Consider the following 17001-nt stretch of genomic DNA (forward strand, 5'->3'; position numbering starts at 1 on the left):
AAAGGTAGCTTTATAGAGTTTTCTTGCTTTTTCGGCTCGTGTGATTAGTTTATATTTGAAAGATGTATTATGGCAACAGGTACCGTAAAATGGTTCAATGACTCCAAGGGCTTTGGTTTTATCACTCCTGATGATGGCGGTGAGGATTTGTTCGCCCACTTCTCCGCGATCCAAATGAACGGCTTCAAGACTTTGAAAGAAGGTCAAAAAGTACAGTTCGAGGTAACACAGGGTCCAAAAGGCAAGCAAGCTTCTAACATCCAAAATCCTTAATCCGGTTTTTGTAATGTTTTAAAAAAACCCGCTGCGGCGGGTTTTTTTGTGAGTGTTTGGAATGTGTTCGCCACAAAAAAGTATTTCATCTGATTCAAATAAGAAATACTGGAAATTCGCTTCACCGAACAACCGAAAGGTTATCTCGTTGAACTCGCCTTGAACCCATCCCCATCCCAAGCTTCCACCGCGTCGCTTGCAAGCGACTTAGAAATTACCGGCGCAAAGCATGCTTTGCGAAACCCCGTCAATTTCCCCTTGAAGGGGAAGGAGTGAACAATGCAAATCCTAGACATAGAAACTCTATCTTTCGCATTAATAGACGCAAAAAAGCAGACAAAAGTCGGCTTTTTAAGTCAAAACTCAACAGCACTTTTAAGCTTCGGAAAATTCAATTATAGGGATGCAGATCAAGGCGCAAAGCACAGCAATACATGTGTATTGCGCGCATTTGCAACGCCGATATGCGCCCTAGAATTGGATTTAACGACGCTTAATTGCAAATTCAATTATGGGGATGCAGATCTAGGCGTAAACCACAGCCATACCCAAGTATGGCGAGGATTTACAACAACGAGCTGCGCCCCAGAATTGGATTGCTTACATGTTCTCGATCATTACATCACCAAAGCCCGAACAAGACACTTGCGTAGCGCCTTCCATCAAGCGGGCGAAGTCATAAGTGACTTTCTTCGCAGTAATCGCACGTTCAGTTGCAGAGATCAACAAATCAGCCGCTTCCAACCAGCCCATGTGGCGCAACATCATTTCTGCGGACAGAATCAATGAACCTGGGTTCACATAATCTTTACCAGCATACTTCGGTGCTGTACCGTGAGTTGCTTCGAACATCGCGATAGAGTTAGACAAGTTCGCACCTGGAGCGATACCAATACCGCCAACTTGTGCAGCCAACGCGTCCGAGATGTAATCGCCGTTCAAGTTCAATGTCGCAATAACGCTGTATTCTGCTGGACGCAACAAGATTTGCTGCAAGAATGCGTCGGCGATGGAATCCTTAACGATAATGTCCTTACCTGTTTTTGGATTCTTGAATTTGCACCATGGACCGCCATCGATCAATTCTGCGCCGAATTCTTTTTGTGCTAATGCGTAAGCCCAGTCACGGAAGCCACCTTCGGTGTACTTCATGATGTTACCTTTGTGAACGATAGTCACAGATGGCTTGTCATTGTCGATCGCGTATTGAATCGCTTTACGTACCAAACGCTCTGTACCTTCGATAGAAACTGGTTTAACACCGATACCGGAAGTTTCTGGGAAACGGATTTTCTTCACACCCATTTCATCTTGCAAGAACTTGATCAGTTTTTTAACTTGTTCAGAGCCTTGTGCAAATTCGATACCTGCATAGATGTCTTCTGAGTTTTCACGGAAGATGACCATGTCAGTTTTTTCTGGCTCACGCACTGGTGAAGGCACGCCTTTGAAATAACGCACTGGACGCAAGCAAACATACAGATCCAGCTCTTGACGCAAAGCCACGTTCAAAGAACGGATGCCGCCTCCAACAGGTGTCGTCAAAGGACCTTTGATAGAAACGACGTAATCCTTCAATGCACCTAAAGTTTCTTCTGGCAACCAGACGTCTGGGCCATACACTTTCGTGGATTTCTCACCCGCGTAAATTTCCATCCAGCTGATTTTGCGCTTGCCGCCGTAAGCTTTAGCTACCGCTGCATCAACAACCTTGATCATGACTGGGCTGATATCAACACCAGTACCGTCACCTTCGATGTAAGGGATAATTGGATTTTCAGGAACATTCAATGAGAAGTCTGCATTGACGGTAATTTTTTGACCTTCTGCAGGCACTTTAATATGTTGATACATCGTTTTCTCCGTGGATACGTGCGATCAAGCGCTACACTAGCATTCTGTAAATTATAGAATCGCGCTTTACTGTTAACATGTCTCGATGCCAGATACAAAATTCGCGCGATAACAACTTCACTACAACATCGAACACGCAAACTCTTATATAAGACAGAAGACCACCATTTCGTATTATGCACTACTATTTTACTTGATGCCATAATTTTGCGACACTTGCGATTCGACTTTTCGCGCGCTTTTAGCATGCATTTTTACCGTTTTACCGATTAAATCAATGAAACTTATCTTATTTAACAAGCCCTTCGATGTGATGTGTCAATTTTCATCACACCCCACTCGTGAGACTTTGGCCAATTACATCAAAACGCCAAATATTTATCCGGCAGGTCGACTTGATGCCGATAGCGAGGGCTTGGTTTTACTAACGGACGATGGAAAGTTACAGCACAAAATCAGCCACCCGAACTGGAAGGAGGCTAAAACTTATTTGGTGCAAGTGGAAGGCGATGCCACACCTGAACAACTAACTTGCTTAACACAGCCGCTCAATTTGGGTGATTTCACCACACTACCCTGCAAAGCAGTCAGGATTGCTGAGCCCGAATGGATCTGGCCACGCAATCCACCTATACGTGAGCGCGCGAATATACCCACTAGCTGGCTTTGCATCATTTTGTCTGAAGGGAAAAATCGGCAAGTTCGACGCATGACAGCCGCCGTTGGCTTACCGACCTTGCGCTTGATTCGTAGTGGAATCGGCGAGTATAGCCTCGCCAGCCATCCATTATTACCGGGCGAGTCAATGGAAATTGTTGGCTAGGACAAATTGACATTTAAATTGAACGATTTTCAACAAGGATAGTCAGACTTCAAGCTATTTTTACCATACACCAATACTATCCATGCTCAAAATTTCTCACATCAACTTATTGATATTATTTTGCTCAATAATCTGCACTCATGACACGACGGCGGCAGAGTCGACGCTTAAGCGTCAGCAATTTCAAATTAGCACCTACTTAATCGATGCTGAATTAGCGCGCACTACCGAGGAGCGTCAGCGTGGCTTAATGTTCCGCGAATCACTGGCTGAAAATCAAGGGATGATGTTCCAGTTCGCACAAGCAGATCACTACTGCATGTGGATGAAAAATACCTTAATTCCATTGTCGATTGCGTTTATTGATGAGCAAGGCAAAATCATTAATATTGAGGAAATGCAGGCCAACAGTGAACAAACCACTTGTGCGAAAAGCAAAGCGCGATATGCATTGGAAATGAATTCAGGTTGGTTTCGTCTGCGTCAGATTATAAACGGACAAAAAGTAGAAGGACTTCCACTGACAGGTAACACTGAATAAGCAAAAGCGCTCACACTTTTGACCATCAGAACAAATCTAACGCAGCAGAAAAGACAAAAACCGCAATAGAAATTGCGGTTTTTTATGTCGTAAGTTGAATACAAAGTAACTACAAGGTAGGCAACTTATTTACTACATTTACGCCAATCAAGCCAGCGCAAAACAAAAACAATTAAGCCAATGCTTTCAAAGCAGAAGCTAAACGGCTCTTATGACGAGCTGCTTTATTTTTGTGAATGATTTTTTTGTCAGCAATACGATCGATCGTAGAAACAGAGTTCTGAAAGATCACTGCAGCAGCAGCTTTATCACCAGCTTCGATTGCCTTACGAACAGCTTTGATCGCTGTACGCAAAGTCGAACGCTGACTAGAGTTGTGTGCATTTTGTTTAACTGCTTGACGAGCACGTTTACGTGCTTGTGCGGTATTTGCCATGAGATTTCCTAAACGTGGTCAACGCGACGGGTTCAAGATGTGAATTTAATTACCCACATGGCCGCGCCGCAAAATTCTGTACAGCTTTGCAGTATAACTGGTTTTAAAACCATGTGCAAGCCGCTTCTCGCTTTTATTGCTAGCGACCGTCGTAGACCTGCAAAATCGATAATAAAACCGAGGCTTACTACCAAGGAAATATCTTTTTCGACGCATTACAATAAGCGCTTGAGCACTCACGCGTACAACAGGAATCACGATGTCAATTGGCAGTATCACCCTTACCGGCCTGCACGCCAGGCTTGCACCACTCTCGCAAGATCATCTGACCGACTTGCAAGCCGCCGCCAGCGATGGACGCCTGTGGGAATTATTCTTCACTTCTGTGCCTTCGCCAGAACATCTGACGACTTGGTTCAAGACTGCAATCGAGCAACGAGACAAAGGCCTTGCCCTACCCTTCACCGTATTTGACCAGAGTCAAAATAAAGTGGTCAGATCAACACGCTATTGCAATATTGATAGTGCCAACAAACGTCTGGAAGTTGGTTACACATGGTATGCACAATCTTATCAACGCAGTGCCATCAATACGGAATGTAAGCTTTTATTATTGACGCATGCATTCGAAGTTTTGGATTGCAGTAGAATTTCGCACAGACTGGTTCAACCAACGCTCGCAAAAAGCCATAGAACGCTTAGGCGCCAAACTCGATGGTGTATTGCGTAGCCATATGATTTTGCCAGATGGCCGGGTACGTGACACTGTGGTGTACAGCATACTCAAACATGAATGGGCTGGTGTCAAAGCAAATTTGGAATTCAAACTCAAGCGCGCGCCATTTACAGGTTTATTCTAATTATCTATCAATCTAAATACCAACCCCAGAGAACTACACAGTGTTAACCGACTTTTTCTTCACGCTCAAAGACGCCAAAATCCCAGTGTCAATTAAGGAATTTCTGACCTTGCTAGAAGCCATGCAGCAAGGCGTCGTTGGCACTTCGGTCGACGAATTCTATTTCTTGTCGCGCACTATCTTGGTCAAAGATGAAGCGAATTACGATAAATTTGACCGCGCTTTTGGTCTTTACTTCAAAGGCATCAATACAATTTTTGAAAAGCATCCCGACATTCCACTCGATTGGCTTAAAAAACGCCTACAACGAGAATTGACAGATGAGCAAAGAGCTGCATTAAAAAAATTCGGCTACGACAAGCTGATGGACAGACTCAAGCAATTACTCGAAGAGCAAAAAGAACGACACGAAGGTGGGAATCGTTGGATAGGCACGGGCGGTACCTCGCCTTTTGGCAATGGCGGCGATAATCCTGAAGGCATACGCATAGGTGGCAAAAGTGAACGCCGTTCTGCGGTCAAAGTCTGGGAAGCGCGCGCCTTCAAGGACTACGATACCGAACGTGAGCTCGGCACTCGCAATATCAAAGTCGCTCTGCGCCGCTTGCGTAAATTCGCACGACAAGGTGCAGAAGAAGAGTTGGCGCTAGATGCGACGATCAAAGCTACCGCGAACAATGCGGGCTACCTCGATATCAAAATGCAGCCCGAACGCAAAAACAATATCAAAGTGCTGATGTTGCTAGATGTCGGCGGTACGATGGACGATCACATCGCTCAGATTGAGGAATTGTTTTCAGCGGCAAAAACTGAGTTTAAAAATATGGAGTTCTATTATTTTCATAACTGCGTCTACGATTATCTGTGGAAAAATAACCACCGACGTCATTCAGAAAAATTCCCAACTTGGGATGTGCTACGCAAATACACGCCTGATACCAAATTAATTTTTGTGGGCGATGCCACCATGAGTCCGTATGAAATCTTACAAGCTGGCGGCTCAGTAGAATACAACAACGAAGAAGCTGGCGCAACCTGGATACAACGTTTCACTGCGCACTTTCCTAAGCATTTATGGCTTAATCCCGAACCCGAAGGCATTTGGCAATATCGACAGTCGATCGACATCATGCGGCAATTGCTGAGTAATCGTATGTTTCCTATTACTTTGTCGGGCTTAGAACAAGGAATGCGTTTATTGAGCAAGTAAGCGCAACATCTCTCACATTGTGACCGACGGTACCAAAGAAGACCGAATAGCAAACCGCAGAGGCGCAAAGAACGCAGAGGAATTCTCGATAAAAACTTTGTGATTTCTGCGTCTATGCAGTTCAAATATTTTTCTTTTTTCCACACAAACAAAAAATTAACTGTACATAAAACCAGTATTTCACATTACAATAATTCGTCAAATCCTCGGTTTTCCGTGTAGGATAAAAAAAGAAACGCGCCGTTCAGACACGGGCGAAAGCAAATAAACAAGTCAATAAATTAATAGATTAATAAATTCCTCACCCATTTCATCGCATGGCAACTAAAAAAACCACAACCCCATCCGACTATAGCGAATCATCCATCCGTGTCCTCAAAGGACTGGAGCCGGTCAAACAAAGACCTGGGATGTACACCCGCACCGAAAACCCTCTGCACATTATTCAAGAAGTCATCGACAATGCCTCGGATGAAGCTTTGGGTGGTCATTGTAAGAATATCCAAGTCACCTTAAATGCCGATGGCAGTATCAGCGTCGAAGATGATGGCCGCGGCATTCCTGTCGGTTTGCATCCAGAAGAAGGCGTGCCTACGGTAGAAATTGTCTTTACTCGCCTGCATGCTGGCGGCAAGTTTGACAAAGGTTCAGGTGGCGCTTATGCCTTCTCCGGTGGTTTGCACGGGGTCGGTGTTTCTGTCACCAATGCACTATCCAAACGTTTAGAGATTACCGTCTGGCGCGAAGGCGGCTTACATAATCTGGTGTTCGCAAATGGTGATGTCATTGAGCCATTGAGCACACAGGCTTTAGGTCGTGGTGATAAGAAAAATGGCACCCGCGTTTCAGTCTGGCCGGATGGAAAATATTTTGACTCCCCGAATATTTCTATCCCAGAAATGCAACGTTTACTACGCTCCAAAGCAGTTTTGCTACCGGGCGTTAAAGTCACCTTCAGCAATGCGAAAACAGGCGAAAGTCAGACCTGGCAATATGATCAAGGCTTACGTGGTTATTTAACTGAAGCACTTACACAAGCCTCACATGGCGACTTAGTCATCCCCATGTTTGAAGGCGAGCAATTTGCGAATGCCGATACCGATGGTTTCGCAGAAGGTGAAGGCGCATCGTGGGTCGTGGCATGGACTGAAGATGGCGGTGTAGTGCGCGAATCGTATGTGAATTTGATTCCTACACCCGCTGGCGGCACCCATGAATCCGGTTTGCGTGAAGGCTTATTCGGCGCCGTGAAAAGCTTCGCGGAAATGCATTCCTTGTTACCTAAAGGAGTAAAACTTTTGCCAGAAGACGTGTTCGCCCGCGCTTCGTTTGTGCTGTCGGCGAAAGTCTTAGACCCGCAATTCCAAGGACAGATTAAAGAACGCTTAAATTCACGTGATGCAGTACGTCTGGTATCGAGTTTCTCCAAACCACCTTTGGAACTGTGGCTTAATTCGCATGTGGAACTGGGTAAAAAACTCGCCGAATTGGTGATCAAGCAAGCACAATCACGTCTGCGTTCTTTGCAAAAAGTCGAGAAGAAAAAATCCTCTGGCGTGGCAGTATTACCAGGCAAGCTCACCGATTGCGAATCGAATGACATCACACGCAATGAATTATTTTTAGTCGAAGGTGACTCTGCTGGCGGCTCGGCAAAAATGGGACGTGACAAAGAATTTCAAGCGATTCTTCCCTTGCGCGGCAAGGTCTTAAATTCTTGGGAATCCGAACGTGATCGCCTGTTCGCGAATAATGAAATTCATGACATCGCCGTTGCGATCGGCGTTGATCCGCACAGCATCAATGACACTATCGATTTAACGAATCTGCGTTACGGCAAAATTTGCATACTCTCAGATGCGGACGTCGACGGTTCCCATATTCAAGTCCTATTACTGACGCTGTTCTTCAAACATTTCCCACAGTTGATTGCACGCGGTCATATCTGCATCGCCCGCCCTCCTCTGTTCCGTGTGGATGCACCAGCGCGTGGTAAAAAACCGGCACAAAAAATTTATGCACTCGATCAGGGTGAATTGACGGCGATCGAGGACAAGCTGCGCAAAGATGGAGTCAAAGATGGTGCTTGGGCGATTTCCCGTTTTAAAGGTCTGGGTGAGATGAACGCCAACCAGTTGTGGGAAACGACAATGAATCCTGATACGCGTCGCTTACTGCCTGTGTCTCTGGGTGAATTCGATCAAGAATTTTCGGAAGGTCGTTTCAATATGCTAATGGGCAAAGGCGAAGCGTCTGCACGTAAGGCATGGCTGGAAGAACATGGCAATGAGGTAGAAGCGGACATATAAAAAATAAACTTCTAAACCTCTCAACACAGAGGCACAGAGACACTGAGAAAAGCAAGAGAACATACTACGGCAAGTCGTCAGAAAATATGGCAAATACGCCCTACCACACTCTAAAACTTAAAAGTATCCAATAAACTGATCTTTAAAATACTTTCTAGTTTCTCTCCGATTTTTCTCTGTGCCTCTGTGCCTCTGTGTTGAGAGGTTTTAAGAATCATCAAAAATACAAACAAAACATTATGAGCGAACAAGCAAATTTATTTGACGAAGCCCCGGACAATAACGGTAGTAATGGCGGTGATGGCGAGACTTTGACGCTGGCGACTTTCGCTGAGCGTGCTTATCTTGATTACGCGATTTCTGTGGTGAAAGGTCGCGCGCTGCCCGATGTCAGCGATGGGCAAAAACCTGTACAGCGTCGAATCTTGTATTCGATGAATGAACTTGGTTTAAATTCCTCCGCCAAGCCGCGTAAATCAGCGACCGTGGTTGGTGATGTGCTCGGTAAGTTGCATCCGCATGGCGATCAATCCGTGTATGACGCGATGGTACGTATGGCGCAGGATTTTTCTTTGCGCTATCCCCTGATTGATGGACAAGGTAACTTCGGTTCACGTGATGGCGATGGTGCGGCGGCTATGCGATATACCGAAGCGCGCTTAACACCTATCTCTAAATTATTGCTCGATGAAATTGATCTGGGCACAGTTGATTTTCAGCCCAACTATGATGGCTCGTATGAAGAACCGACATTATTGCCAGGACGCTTGCCCTTCGTTTTATTGAATGGCGCATCGGGTATCGCCGTCGGCATGGCGACTGAAATCCCTTCACACAATTTGACCGAAGTAGCGAAGGCAGCAGTCGCCTTAATTCGCAATCCTAAAACTACGCATGCTGAGTTAATGGAATTCATCCCTGGCCCAGATTTCCCAGGCGGCGGACAAATCATTACGCCAGCAGCGGCAATCAGTGATATTTACGCTAGTGGTCGTGGCAGCCTGAAAGTACGGGCGCGTTGGAAAATAGAAGAACTGGCACGTGGTCAATGGCAGGCGGTGATTACCGAACTACCACCAGGCACCTCTTCACAAAAAGTACTGGAAGAAATCGAAGAGATTACCAATCCCAAAATCAAAATGGGTAAGAAATCTCTGTCGCCAGAACAAGTCAGTCTGAAGCAAGTCATGTTGTCGGTACTCGACGCAGTACGTGATGAATCGGGCAAAGATGCGGCTGTGCGCTTGGTCTTGGAACCGAAATCCAAGAATCAAGATCAAGCCGAATTCATGCAAATGTTGTTGGCGCATACTTCGCTCGAAACTTCCGCTTCATTGAATCTGGTGATGATAGGTGGAGATGGTCGCCCGCGTCAAAAACCACTCTCCGATATTTTGACGGAGTGGATCACTTTCCGCTTTGAAACCGTCACTCGTCGCACTCAGTTCAAGCTGAAAAAAGTCAATGACCGTATTCATATTTTAGAAGGTCGTGAAGCGGTACTGCTAAACATTGATAAGGTCATCAAAATCATCCGCGAATCGGATGAACCTAATCCCGCATTGATGGAAGCTTTCCGCTTATCGGATCGTCAGGCAGAAGATATTTTAGAAATTCGCTTGCGCCAATTGGCACGTTTGGAAGCCATAAAAATTCAGCAAGAATTAGCAGAATTGCGCAACGAAAAAACCAGTTTGCAAAATCTCTTAGATGATCCTTCAGCCATGAAGAAATGCATCATCAAAGAGATCGAAGCTGACGCAAAACAATATGGCGATGCACGTCGCACTGTCATCGAAGAAGCACAACGTGCGTCTATTGAACAAAAGGTCATCGATGAGCCTGTTACCGTTGTGATCTCGGAAAAAGGCTGGGTACGTGCTCGAACTGGACATGAACATGATCCTGCTCAATTCACGTTTAAGGCTGGTGATAGTTTGTATGGCACGTTTGAATGCCGCACGGTTGATCAGCTCTTAGTATTTGGCTCGAATGGTCGCGTATATTCCGTGCCTGTTTCGGCGCTGCCGGGTGCTCGCGGCGATGGCGTGCCTGTCACGACTTTGATCGACTTAGCGAGCGGTTCACGTATCTTGCATTATTTCGCTGGCAAAGCCGAGACATCCCTTTTATTAGCTTCCACGGCAGGTTATGGCTTCACCGCCAAACTCGGTGACATGGTTGGTCGTATGAAGGCGGGTAAAGCCTTTATGACTTTAGAGGAAGGTGATGAGCCATTAGCACCAAGCCCTGTTTCTGATGACGCTAGTGCGATAGCTTGTCTTTCAGAAAAAGGGCGCTTACTTGTATTCGGTCTGGCTGAAATCAAACATCTTTCTAGCGGTGGCCGCGGTGTAATCTTAATGGAATTAGAGCCTAAAGAAAAACTGATAGCTGCTACTGCAATCAGTCAAAAAGGTGTCAAAGTCAGTGGCATAGGTCGAGCTGCCAAACCGCAAGAAGTAAGTTTAAGTGCCAGCGGCCTCGCTATTCATATCGGCAAACGCGCACGTAAAGGAAAGGCTTTGGAATCGAAAATCAAAGCTAGCCATCTGACTAAAAACTAAACGATAAATTCGTTCGTACTAGCGCAAAAAAAGCCTGCACAGTTTATTCTATGCAGGCTTTTTGCTATAGGGTGATAGTAGTATAAAACGGCGCACGCAAAGCAATTAAAAAATTCTTAAAACAGTCTACTTCACTTTCAAATCTTAATGACTAATGACTGATCTACTCCAAGCCGCGACAAAAAACATATCAAGTTCCCAAAACAATTTGATTTTTTCCACTATGTTTTGCGCGATACAAAGCCGCGTCAGCAATCAGCAATAAATCATCTGGGTTCGTGGTTTGTCTTGAGTCTGCAACGCCGGCAGAGAAACCCACCGAGAACTCGCCTTGCTCAGATACATGCATGATTTTATTGAATGCGACGCGAATTTTCTCTAAAACCAATTCTGCTACTTCAGCAGTGGTATTAGGGAAAATCACCACAAATTCTTCGCCACCATAACGGCCGACCACGTCACTTTTACGCAAACGTTGGCGCAGCATATGCGATAAAGTACGCAATACCTGATCACCAATTTGATGGCCGTACGTGTCATTCACTTTCTTAAAATTATCCAAATCCAACATCGCCACCGAAACGCTCGTTACATTACGACTAGCACTAGACATCTTTGCGATCAAGTCTTCCTTAATTGCAGTGTGGTTGAATAGACCAGTCAAACCATCACGCATGACCAAGGAGCGCAAAGCGCGATAGCGTTCCGCACGCGAAGACAAGGAAGAGATCAATAACTCAGGTGCAATCGGTTTATTTAAAAAATCATCTGCACCCACTTTGATCGCTGCGATTTGCTTTTGAATGTCATTCTCGCTCGATAAAAAAATAATGGGAATGTCGAGATACGAAGGATCTTGCCGTATGACTTTAGATAATTCCACGCCATCACAATTGGGCATATACACGTCCATCAAAATTAGTTCAGGCCGAAAATTTGCCATCCGCTCTAAAACTAATTCGGGGTCATTCAAAACCTCGGTGATCATGCCAACCCGTTTCAATATCTCACTGTAATACTGTGCCAACTCTATATCGTCATCAATAATCATCACTCGATACAAACGTGGACAATCGCGCTCCAGTATCTCATCGATACGCTCAGTTAACACCAGTATATCCACCGGTTTAAGCAAGAAAGCTTGCCCCCCTGCTCGCACCGCATGCAGACGACTGTCAAAACTATTAGTTTCAGAAACAAAAATAGTCGGTGGAATGGTAAAACCAGCGGCCGATAAACGCATCACTTCATGGATTCCTGCCAAGTGAGAGGACTCAAAATCCGTATCAATAATCAAAATAGCAGGGATTTTCTCGTACAAAGCTGCCTCTAGATCCTGCAAGCGAGGCAAATGTTCAACTTGAAACGCAAACTGCTCCAACTGTTGAATAATTTCAGCATTTTCTTCAACAGCGGCAACTAACAGATAAATTAATTTTTTATCGCTTCCTGCCATTGGTCCAGTCGACGATAAGGATACGGTCGATGCAGAGGCAAGCTGGCTATTTCCCTGACTCATGGCAAAAGCAATATAAACCTCCACTTGCTTACAAAAAGCCTCAACCGCTGTCGCATCCCACGTCTCTCCAGCAAGATAAGCCTTAAGCTGCATTTCTAGAACACGGGCCTGTTCGCCCATTTCTGGAAATCCAAAAGTGCCGGCAGATCCGGCCATCGTATGCAAAGCGCGATGTAATAAAGCAAAATTTTCGCGGTCATCAGGTGCAATTTGAAAACGCTGATTCGCGCTTTCAATTTCTGAGAGTTTGGCTGGCAATTTAGCAAGGAATAACTGCCCTAAGGCGAGAATTGCCTCATTCAGTTCTTCATCTCGATTTGCCAATTAGTTCACCTTTTCCCAAAGTGCCTGAACTTGTCCAGATAGAGCCATGGGATCAAAAGGTTTTGCAATTACCCCAGTAGCGCCTAGTGTGAAATAATAATCCTGTTCACTCGATTGTACTTTTGCGGTCATAAAGATCACCGGGGTTTGCGCAGTCAAAGCTAATTTACGCAACTCGGTCAAAGTAGTGGGACCGTCCATATTCGGCATCATGACGTCAAGCAATAATAAGTCGGGTTTGTAGCCTTGCTCAATGGCCGCAATCGCTTCACTTCCTGAGCTACAAGTTTTCAGAGAAAAGCCACCGACGACTTCCAATGCAATTTGTGCAACAGCTTGAATATCCAGGTCGTCCTCTACATACAGAATATTGGCTAATTTTTTTTCTGACATTTGGATCCTCTGATTAAGCGGAGAAAGTAATTGCACATTAGGGCATGCGTGACGAGGGCTGAGAATAAACGCTGTTCTAGCATAATATCCCTAGCCAGAATGTTGTCAAAGCAAATTCATCAAGCCGTCGACATTTCCCAACAAGAAACATTTTTTATACGTAGGACTTACGCAAAATTGCGCTGGCTAGGCGTGGAGCCGAAGGCAGTGCAATTGCACGGCGAGGCGAACACAACAACGCCAGCGTCTGTTTTGCGTAAGTCCTAATACGAATACTCGCTGAATTCATACTCTGTAGCAATGGCAGTCTAGAAAATTCTAAGACTGCCGCTAAACACGCTAGTTACGCAAGGATTAACACCTATCATGTAAGCTAGATCTGCTGGACGTTCAATTCTCCACAATGCAAAATCAGCTCGCTTCCCCACACTCAGACTACCAACTTCTGATTGCAGGCCCAAAGCGCGGGCCGCGTGTAAAGTGACGCCTTGCAGTGCCTCTAAAGGCGTCATACGAAACAAAGTACAAGCCATATTCATGGTCAACAACGGCGAGGTCATAGGCGAGGTGCCAGGATTGCAATCAGTCGCTAAAGCGATAGGCACATTTGCTGTGCGCAAGGCAGCGATTGGTGGATATTTGGTTTCGCGTAAAAAGTAGAATGCACCGGGTAATAAGACCGCGACCGTGCCCTGCTTTTGCATCGCTGCTATACCTTCGTCGCTCAGGTATTCCAAGTGATCCGCTGAGAGTCCTTGATACTTGGCCGTCAATGCCGCACCGCCTTGATCAGATAGCTGTTCAGCATGCAATTTGACTGGCAAACCATGGCGCTGCGCCGCTTGAAATACACGTTCGGTTTGCGCTGGTGTAAAACCTATCTTCTCGCAAAACACATCGACAGCGTCGGCCAAGCCTTCAGCGACCATTGCAGGCAACATGCGTTCACAGACTTCATCAATGTAGTCGTCGGCACGCCCTGCGAATTCAGGCGGCAAAGCATGCGCGCCTAAAAAAGTCGTGGTGACCCTGACCGGCAAGTCGCGTTGTATCTGTCGGGCGACGCGCAAAATTTTTGCTTCTGTTGCCGTATCTAAACCGTAGCCCGATTTAATTTCCAGCGTCGTCACGCCTTCGCGCAAACTACTCAGTACACGTGGCAAACTCGCTTGCATTAATTCTTGTTCGGTCGCGGCACGTGTGGCTTTGACGGTCGAGACGATGCCACCGCCTTGCCGCGCAATTTCTTCGTAAGCGACACCGTTTAAACGTGCTTCAAACTCATTGCTGCGATTGCCTGCATACACCATGTGAGTATGACAATCAATCAAACCCGGAGTCAACCAACACCCCTGACCATCGTGCGTGATTGGCGCGACATAATCGACCGGTAAATCTTGTGCCGCGCCTAGCCACGCGATCTTGCCGTCTTTAACAGCGATCGCTGCATCGCGAATGATGCCGTAATCAGTGCCCGCTTCCATGGTGGCGAGATGCACATTCAGCCACAGACTATCCCAATTAAGCAAGGACATGCGCGCCTCCATGCTGTTCATGATGACTTAGAAAACTAATCCGCATTAAGTATAAAAGACTGCCCTCTTCCGCTTCAATATGACAGCGTATACCACTGGCCTCATGTTCTTCTTCAAGCAAAACTAGATCACCCGCTTCCAATTGCGTATGCTTGATCAATTGCGCGCGACCTCTTTCGCAGAAGAGCAAAATTTGCTGAGCATCTTCCGCATTGATCAGATGTTCACCCGGACTCAGTCTTTGCATGTAATGCTGACACACATCACGTCGCGTCATCAAGTTCAGATCGACGACGGTGCCATCTACTAGTTCAGCAAAAATATTATCTTCACCGGAGAACCTATGCGGCAAACTCTCTTGCGTCAGCGTGTACATTTTCTCTGCAGTAGTTCCAGCATCCGTTTTCAACACTAAACCTGCACCAGTCAAAACCGCGAGACTACGGTCAATTTGTGCGAAATGCGAGAACGGCCCATCCTGTGCGACGGTTGCCGTACTTAAACGCCAAACAAAATGATCCATCCCCGCAGCTTCCGGAAAAATCGCTAATTCAGTGGTACTACCGCCACCGTTTTTCCACGGCATCGTGCGGTAATCTTTTGCAGTCCATTTACGCATGGCGACTCTCAAAATAATGAAATTCAAAAGCACGCCGCAGAGGCGCAGAGGTCACAGAGTGATTTAAAAATGCTCTACGACCTCTGCGCCTCTGCGGCAAAAAAACTACAACTTCAACTACAACTTCCGCTACAACTAAAGCGACAACTAAAGCGACAACTAAAGCGACAACTAAAGCGACAACTTAAGCCAAATACAAATGCGAATACAAGTCCGCACATTGTGCGCTCAAAGCACCATCAACCACTAAAGATTTTGCGGCTTCGATATCAGGCGCGAAGAAACGATCTTTGTCGTAGAACGCGACTTTAGAACGTAATAACTGATGCACCGTCGTCAATTTATCTGAGGTTTTCAAAGGCTGATGGAAGTCCACACCCTGCGCCGCCGCCAACAATTCTATACCTACGATGGTAGCAGTATTATGTGCCATCTCATGCAAACGACGGCCAGCAAATGTCGCCATACTGACGTGATCTTCTTGATTCGCAGACGTGGGAATTGTATCGACACTGGCTGGATGGGCGTGCGATTTGTTTTCAGATGCCAAGGCCGCTGCGGTCACGTGCGCAATCATAAAGCCGGAATTCAAACCAGAGGATGGTACTAAGAATGGTGGCAAACCAGAGATAGATGCATCGATCAACAAGGCAATACGACGTTCAGAAATAGAACCGATCTCCGCGATTGCCAAAGCCAAAGTATCTGCCGCAAAAGCAACTGGCTCAGCGTGGAAATTACCACCTGAAATCACTTCATTCGTATCGACAAACACCAAAGGATTATCTGTGACTGCATTCGCTTCGGTCAGCAAAGTACGAGCTGCATTATTGATGATGTCCAAACATGCGCCCATTACTTGTGGCTGACAACGCAAGCAATATGGATCTTGCACACGCTCGTCATTCACCAAATGCGATTGACGAATTTCACTACCGTTCAACAAAGTACGATAAATATTCGCCGTCGCAATTTGACCAGGCTGACCACGCACTGCATGAATACGTGGATCAAATGGCGCATCACTACCTTTCGCCGCATCGACGGACAAGGCACCAGTGATGGTTGCTGCTTCCAATAAACGTTCCGCTAGGAATAAACCATTCAATGCCAATGCCGTAGACACTTGCGTACCATTGATCAAAGCCAGACCTTCTTTCGCTGCCAATACCACGGGAGTGATGCCTGCCTTGGCGAGTGCCGCTTTCGCATCAACCATCTTGCCATCGACCCGTACATGGCCTTCACCCATGATCGCTAAAGTCATGTGTGACAAAGGTGCTAAATCGCCAGAAGCGCCGACTGAACCTTTGACCGGAATCGCTGGCATGATGCCCGCGTTGTAAGCCGCGATCATGGTATCGATCACCGATGCGCGAATACCTGAAAAACCACGCGCCAAACTCGCAATTTTCATTGCAATAATCAAACGCACGACCTCGTCCGCAATCAATTCACCGGAACCAACTGAGTGCGACAAGATCAGATTTTTTTGCAGCAATTCTAAATCTTCGTCTGGAATACGGGTCTTCGCGAGTTTGCCGAAACCGGTATTGATACCGTAGGCCGCATCCCCTTTGGCGACGATACGATCGATGGTTGCAGAAGACTCGTTGACGGCGGCGTAGGCAGATTCTGCTAACGCCAGCTTGAAAGGTTTTTGCCAAATCGCGCGTAAGTCAGCGAGTTTGAATTGACCTGGTTGTATGGTGAAAGTTGTGTTCATATTTTTTCCTTA

13 protein-coding genes and 1 pseudogene are annotated in these 17001 nt (G+C 46.1%); 7 read left to right on the plus strand and 7 right to left on the minus strand.

Translation table 11 applies throughout. The annotated features are described in order from the left end of the window. The first annotated feature begins 69 nt into the window (after positions 1–69). Entirely contained in the window at positions 70–273 is a 204-nt protein-coding gene (gene cspE / locus AC1RR2_RS11015) for a transcription antiterminator/RNA stability regulator CspE (RefSeq protein ID WP_126129050.1), read from the plus strand. A gap of 600 nt (positions 274–873) precedes the next feature. On the opposite strand, the gene icd is transcribed toward cspE, so the two are convergent. Then, positions 874–2127, minus strand: a complete 1254-nt coding sequence (gene icd, locus AC1RR2_RS11020) for an NADP-dependent isocitrate dehydrogenase (protein ID WP_186890175.1) — start codon at positions 2125–2127, stop codon at positions 874–876. 277 nt (positions 2128–2404) lie between these two features. On the opposite strand from icd, the gene AC1RR2_RS11025 reads away from it, so the two are divergent. After that, complete coding sequence (locus tag AC1RR2_RS11025; protein ID WP_493222302.1) at positions 2405–2950, plus strand: pseudouridine synthase; 546 nt, start codon at positions 2405–2407, stop codon at positions 2948–2950. A gap of 82 nt (positions 2951–3032) precedes the next feature. After that, a complete protein-coding gene (locus AC1RR2_RS11030) occupies positions 3033–3491 on the plus strand; it encodes a DUF192 domain-containing protein (RefSeq protein WP_493222303.1) in 459 nt (152 codons plus the stop codon). 172 nt (positions 3492–3663) lie between these two features. On the opposite strand, the gene rpsT is transcribed toward AC1RR2_RS11030, so the two are convergent. After that, positions 3664–3927 carry a 30S ribosomal protein S20 gene (rpsT, locus tag AC1RR2_RS11035; RefSeq protein WP_186890178.1) on the minus strand — a complete coding sequence of 88 codons (264 nt, stop codon included), beginning with the start codon at positions 3925–3927 and terminating at the stop codon, positions 3664–3666. A gap of 253 nt (positions 3928–4180) precedes the next feature. On the opposite strand from rpsT, the pseudogene AC1RR2_RS11040 reads away from it, so the two are divergent. The 4 genes and pseudogenes from AC1RR2_RS11040 (at position 4181) to parC (ending at position 10873) form a co-directional block, all read left to right on the plus strand. Then, positions 4181–4787: pseudogene (locus tag AC1RR2_RS11040) on the plus strand (GNAT family N-acetyltransferase). 40 nt (positions 4788–4827) lie between these two features. Next, complete coding sequence (locus AC1RR2_RS11045) at positions 4828–5997, plus strand: vWA domain-containing protein (RefSeq protein ID WP_493222304.1); 1170 nt, start codon at positions 4828–4830, stop codon at positions 5995–5997. A gap of 317 nt (positions 5998–6314) precedes the next feature. After that, a complete protein-coding gene (locus AC1RR2_RS11050) occupies positions 6315–8306 on the plus strand; it encodes a DNA topoisomerase IV subunit B (protein WP_493222305.1) in 1992 nt (663 codons plus the stop codon). Positions 8307–8545: 239 nt separating this feature from the next. Then, positions 8546–10873, plus strand: coding sequence for a DNA topoisomerase IV subunit A (gene parC / locus AC1RR2_RS11055; RefSeq protein WP_493222306.1), 2328 nt, complete (start codon positions 8546–8548; stop codon positions 10871–10873). 190 nt (positions 10874–11063) lie between these two features. Here the strand turns inward: parC and AC1RR2_RS11060 are convergent, their stop codons facing one another. The 5 genes from AC1RR2_RS11060 to hutH all read right to left on the minus strand — a co-directional run bounded on the left by AC1RR2_RS11060 (position 11064) and on the right by hutH (position 16989). Then, positions 11064–12716: a diguanylate cyclase gene (locus AC1RR2_RS11060; protein WP_493222307.1), complete on the minus strand. Its 1653-nt coding sequence runs from the start codon at positions 12714–12716 to the stop codon at positions 11064–11066. Next, the gene (locus AC1RR2_RS11065) at positions 12717–13109 is read right to left on the minus strand and encodes a response regulator (protein WP_493222308.1); all 393 of its coding nucleotides are present in this window, start codon (positions 13107–13109) and stop codon (positions 12717–12719) included. 308 nt (positions 13110–13417) lie between these two features. Beyond that, the gene (gene hutI, locus AC1RR2_RS11070) at positions 13418–14644 is read right to left on the minus strand and encodes an imidazolonepropionase (RefSeq protein ID WP_493222309.1); all 1227 of its coding nucleotides are present in this window, start codon (positions 14642–14644) and stop codon (positions 13418–13420) included. Next, positions 14631–15263 carry a HutD/Ves family protein gene (locus tag AC1RR2_RS11075; RefSeq protein ID WP_493222310.1) on the minus strand — a complete coding sequence of 211 codons (633 nt, stop codon included), beginning with the start codon at positions 15261–15263 and terminating at the stop codon, positions 14631–14633. The genes hutI and AC1RR2_RS11075 overlap by 14 nt, the downstream gene beginning before the upstream one ends. A gap of 184 nt (positions 15264–15447) precedes the next feature. Next, positions 15448–16989: a histidine ammonia-lyase gene (gene hutH, locus AC1RR2_RS11080; protein WP_493222311.1), complete on the minus strand. Its 1542-nt coding sequence runs from the start codon at positions 16987–16989 to the stop codon at positions 15448–15450. Positions 16990–17001: the final 12 nt, after the last annotated feature.

This window comes from Undibacterium sp. GW821-FHT11H02 (assembly GCF_058808015.1).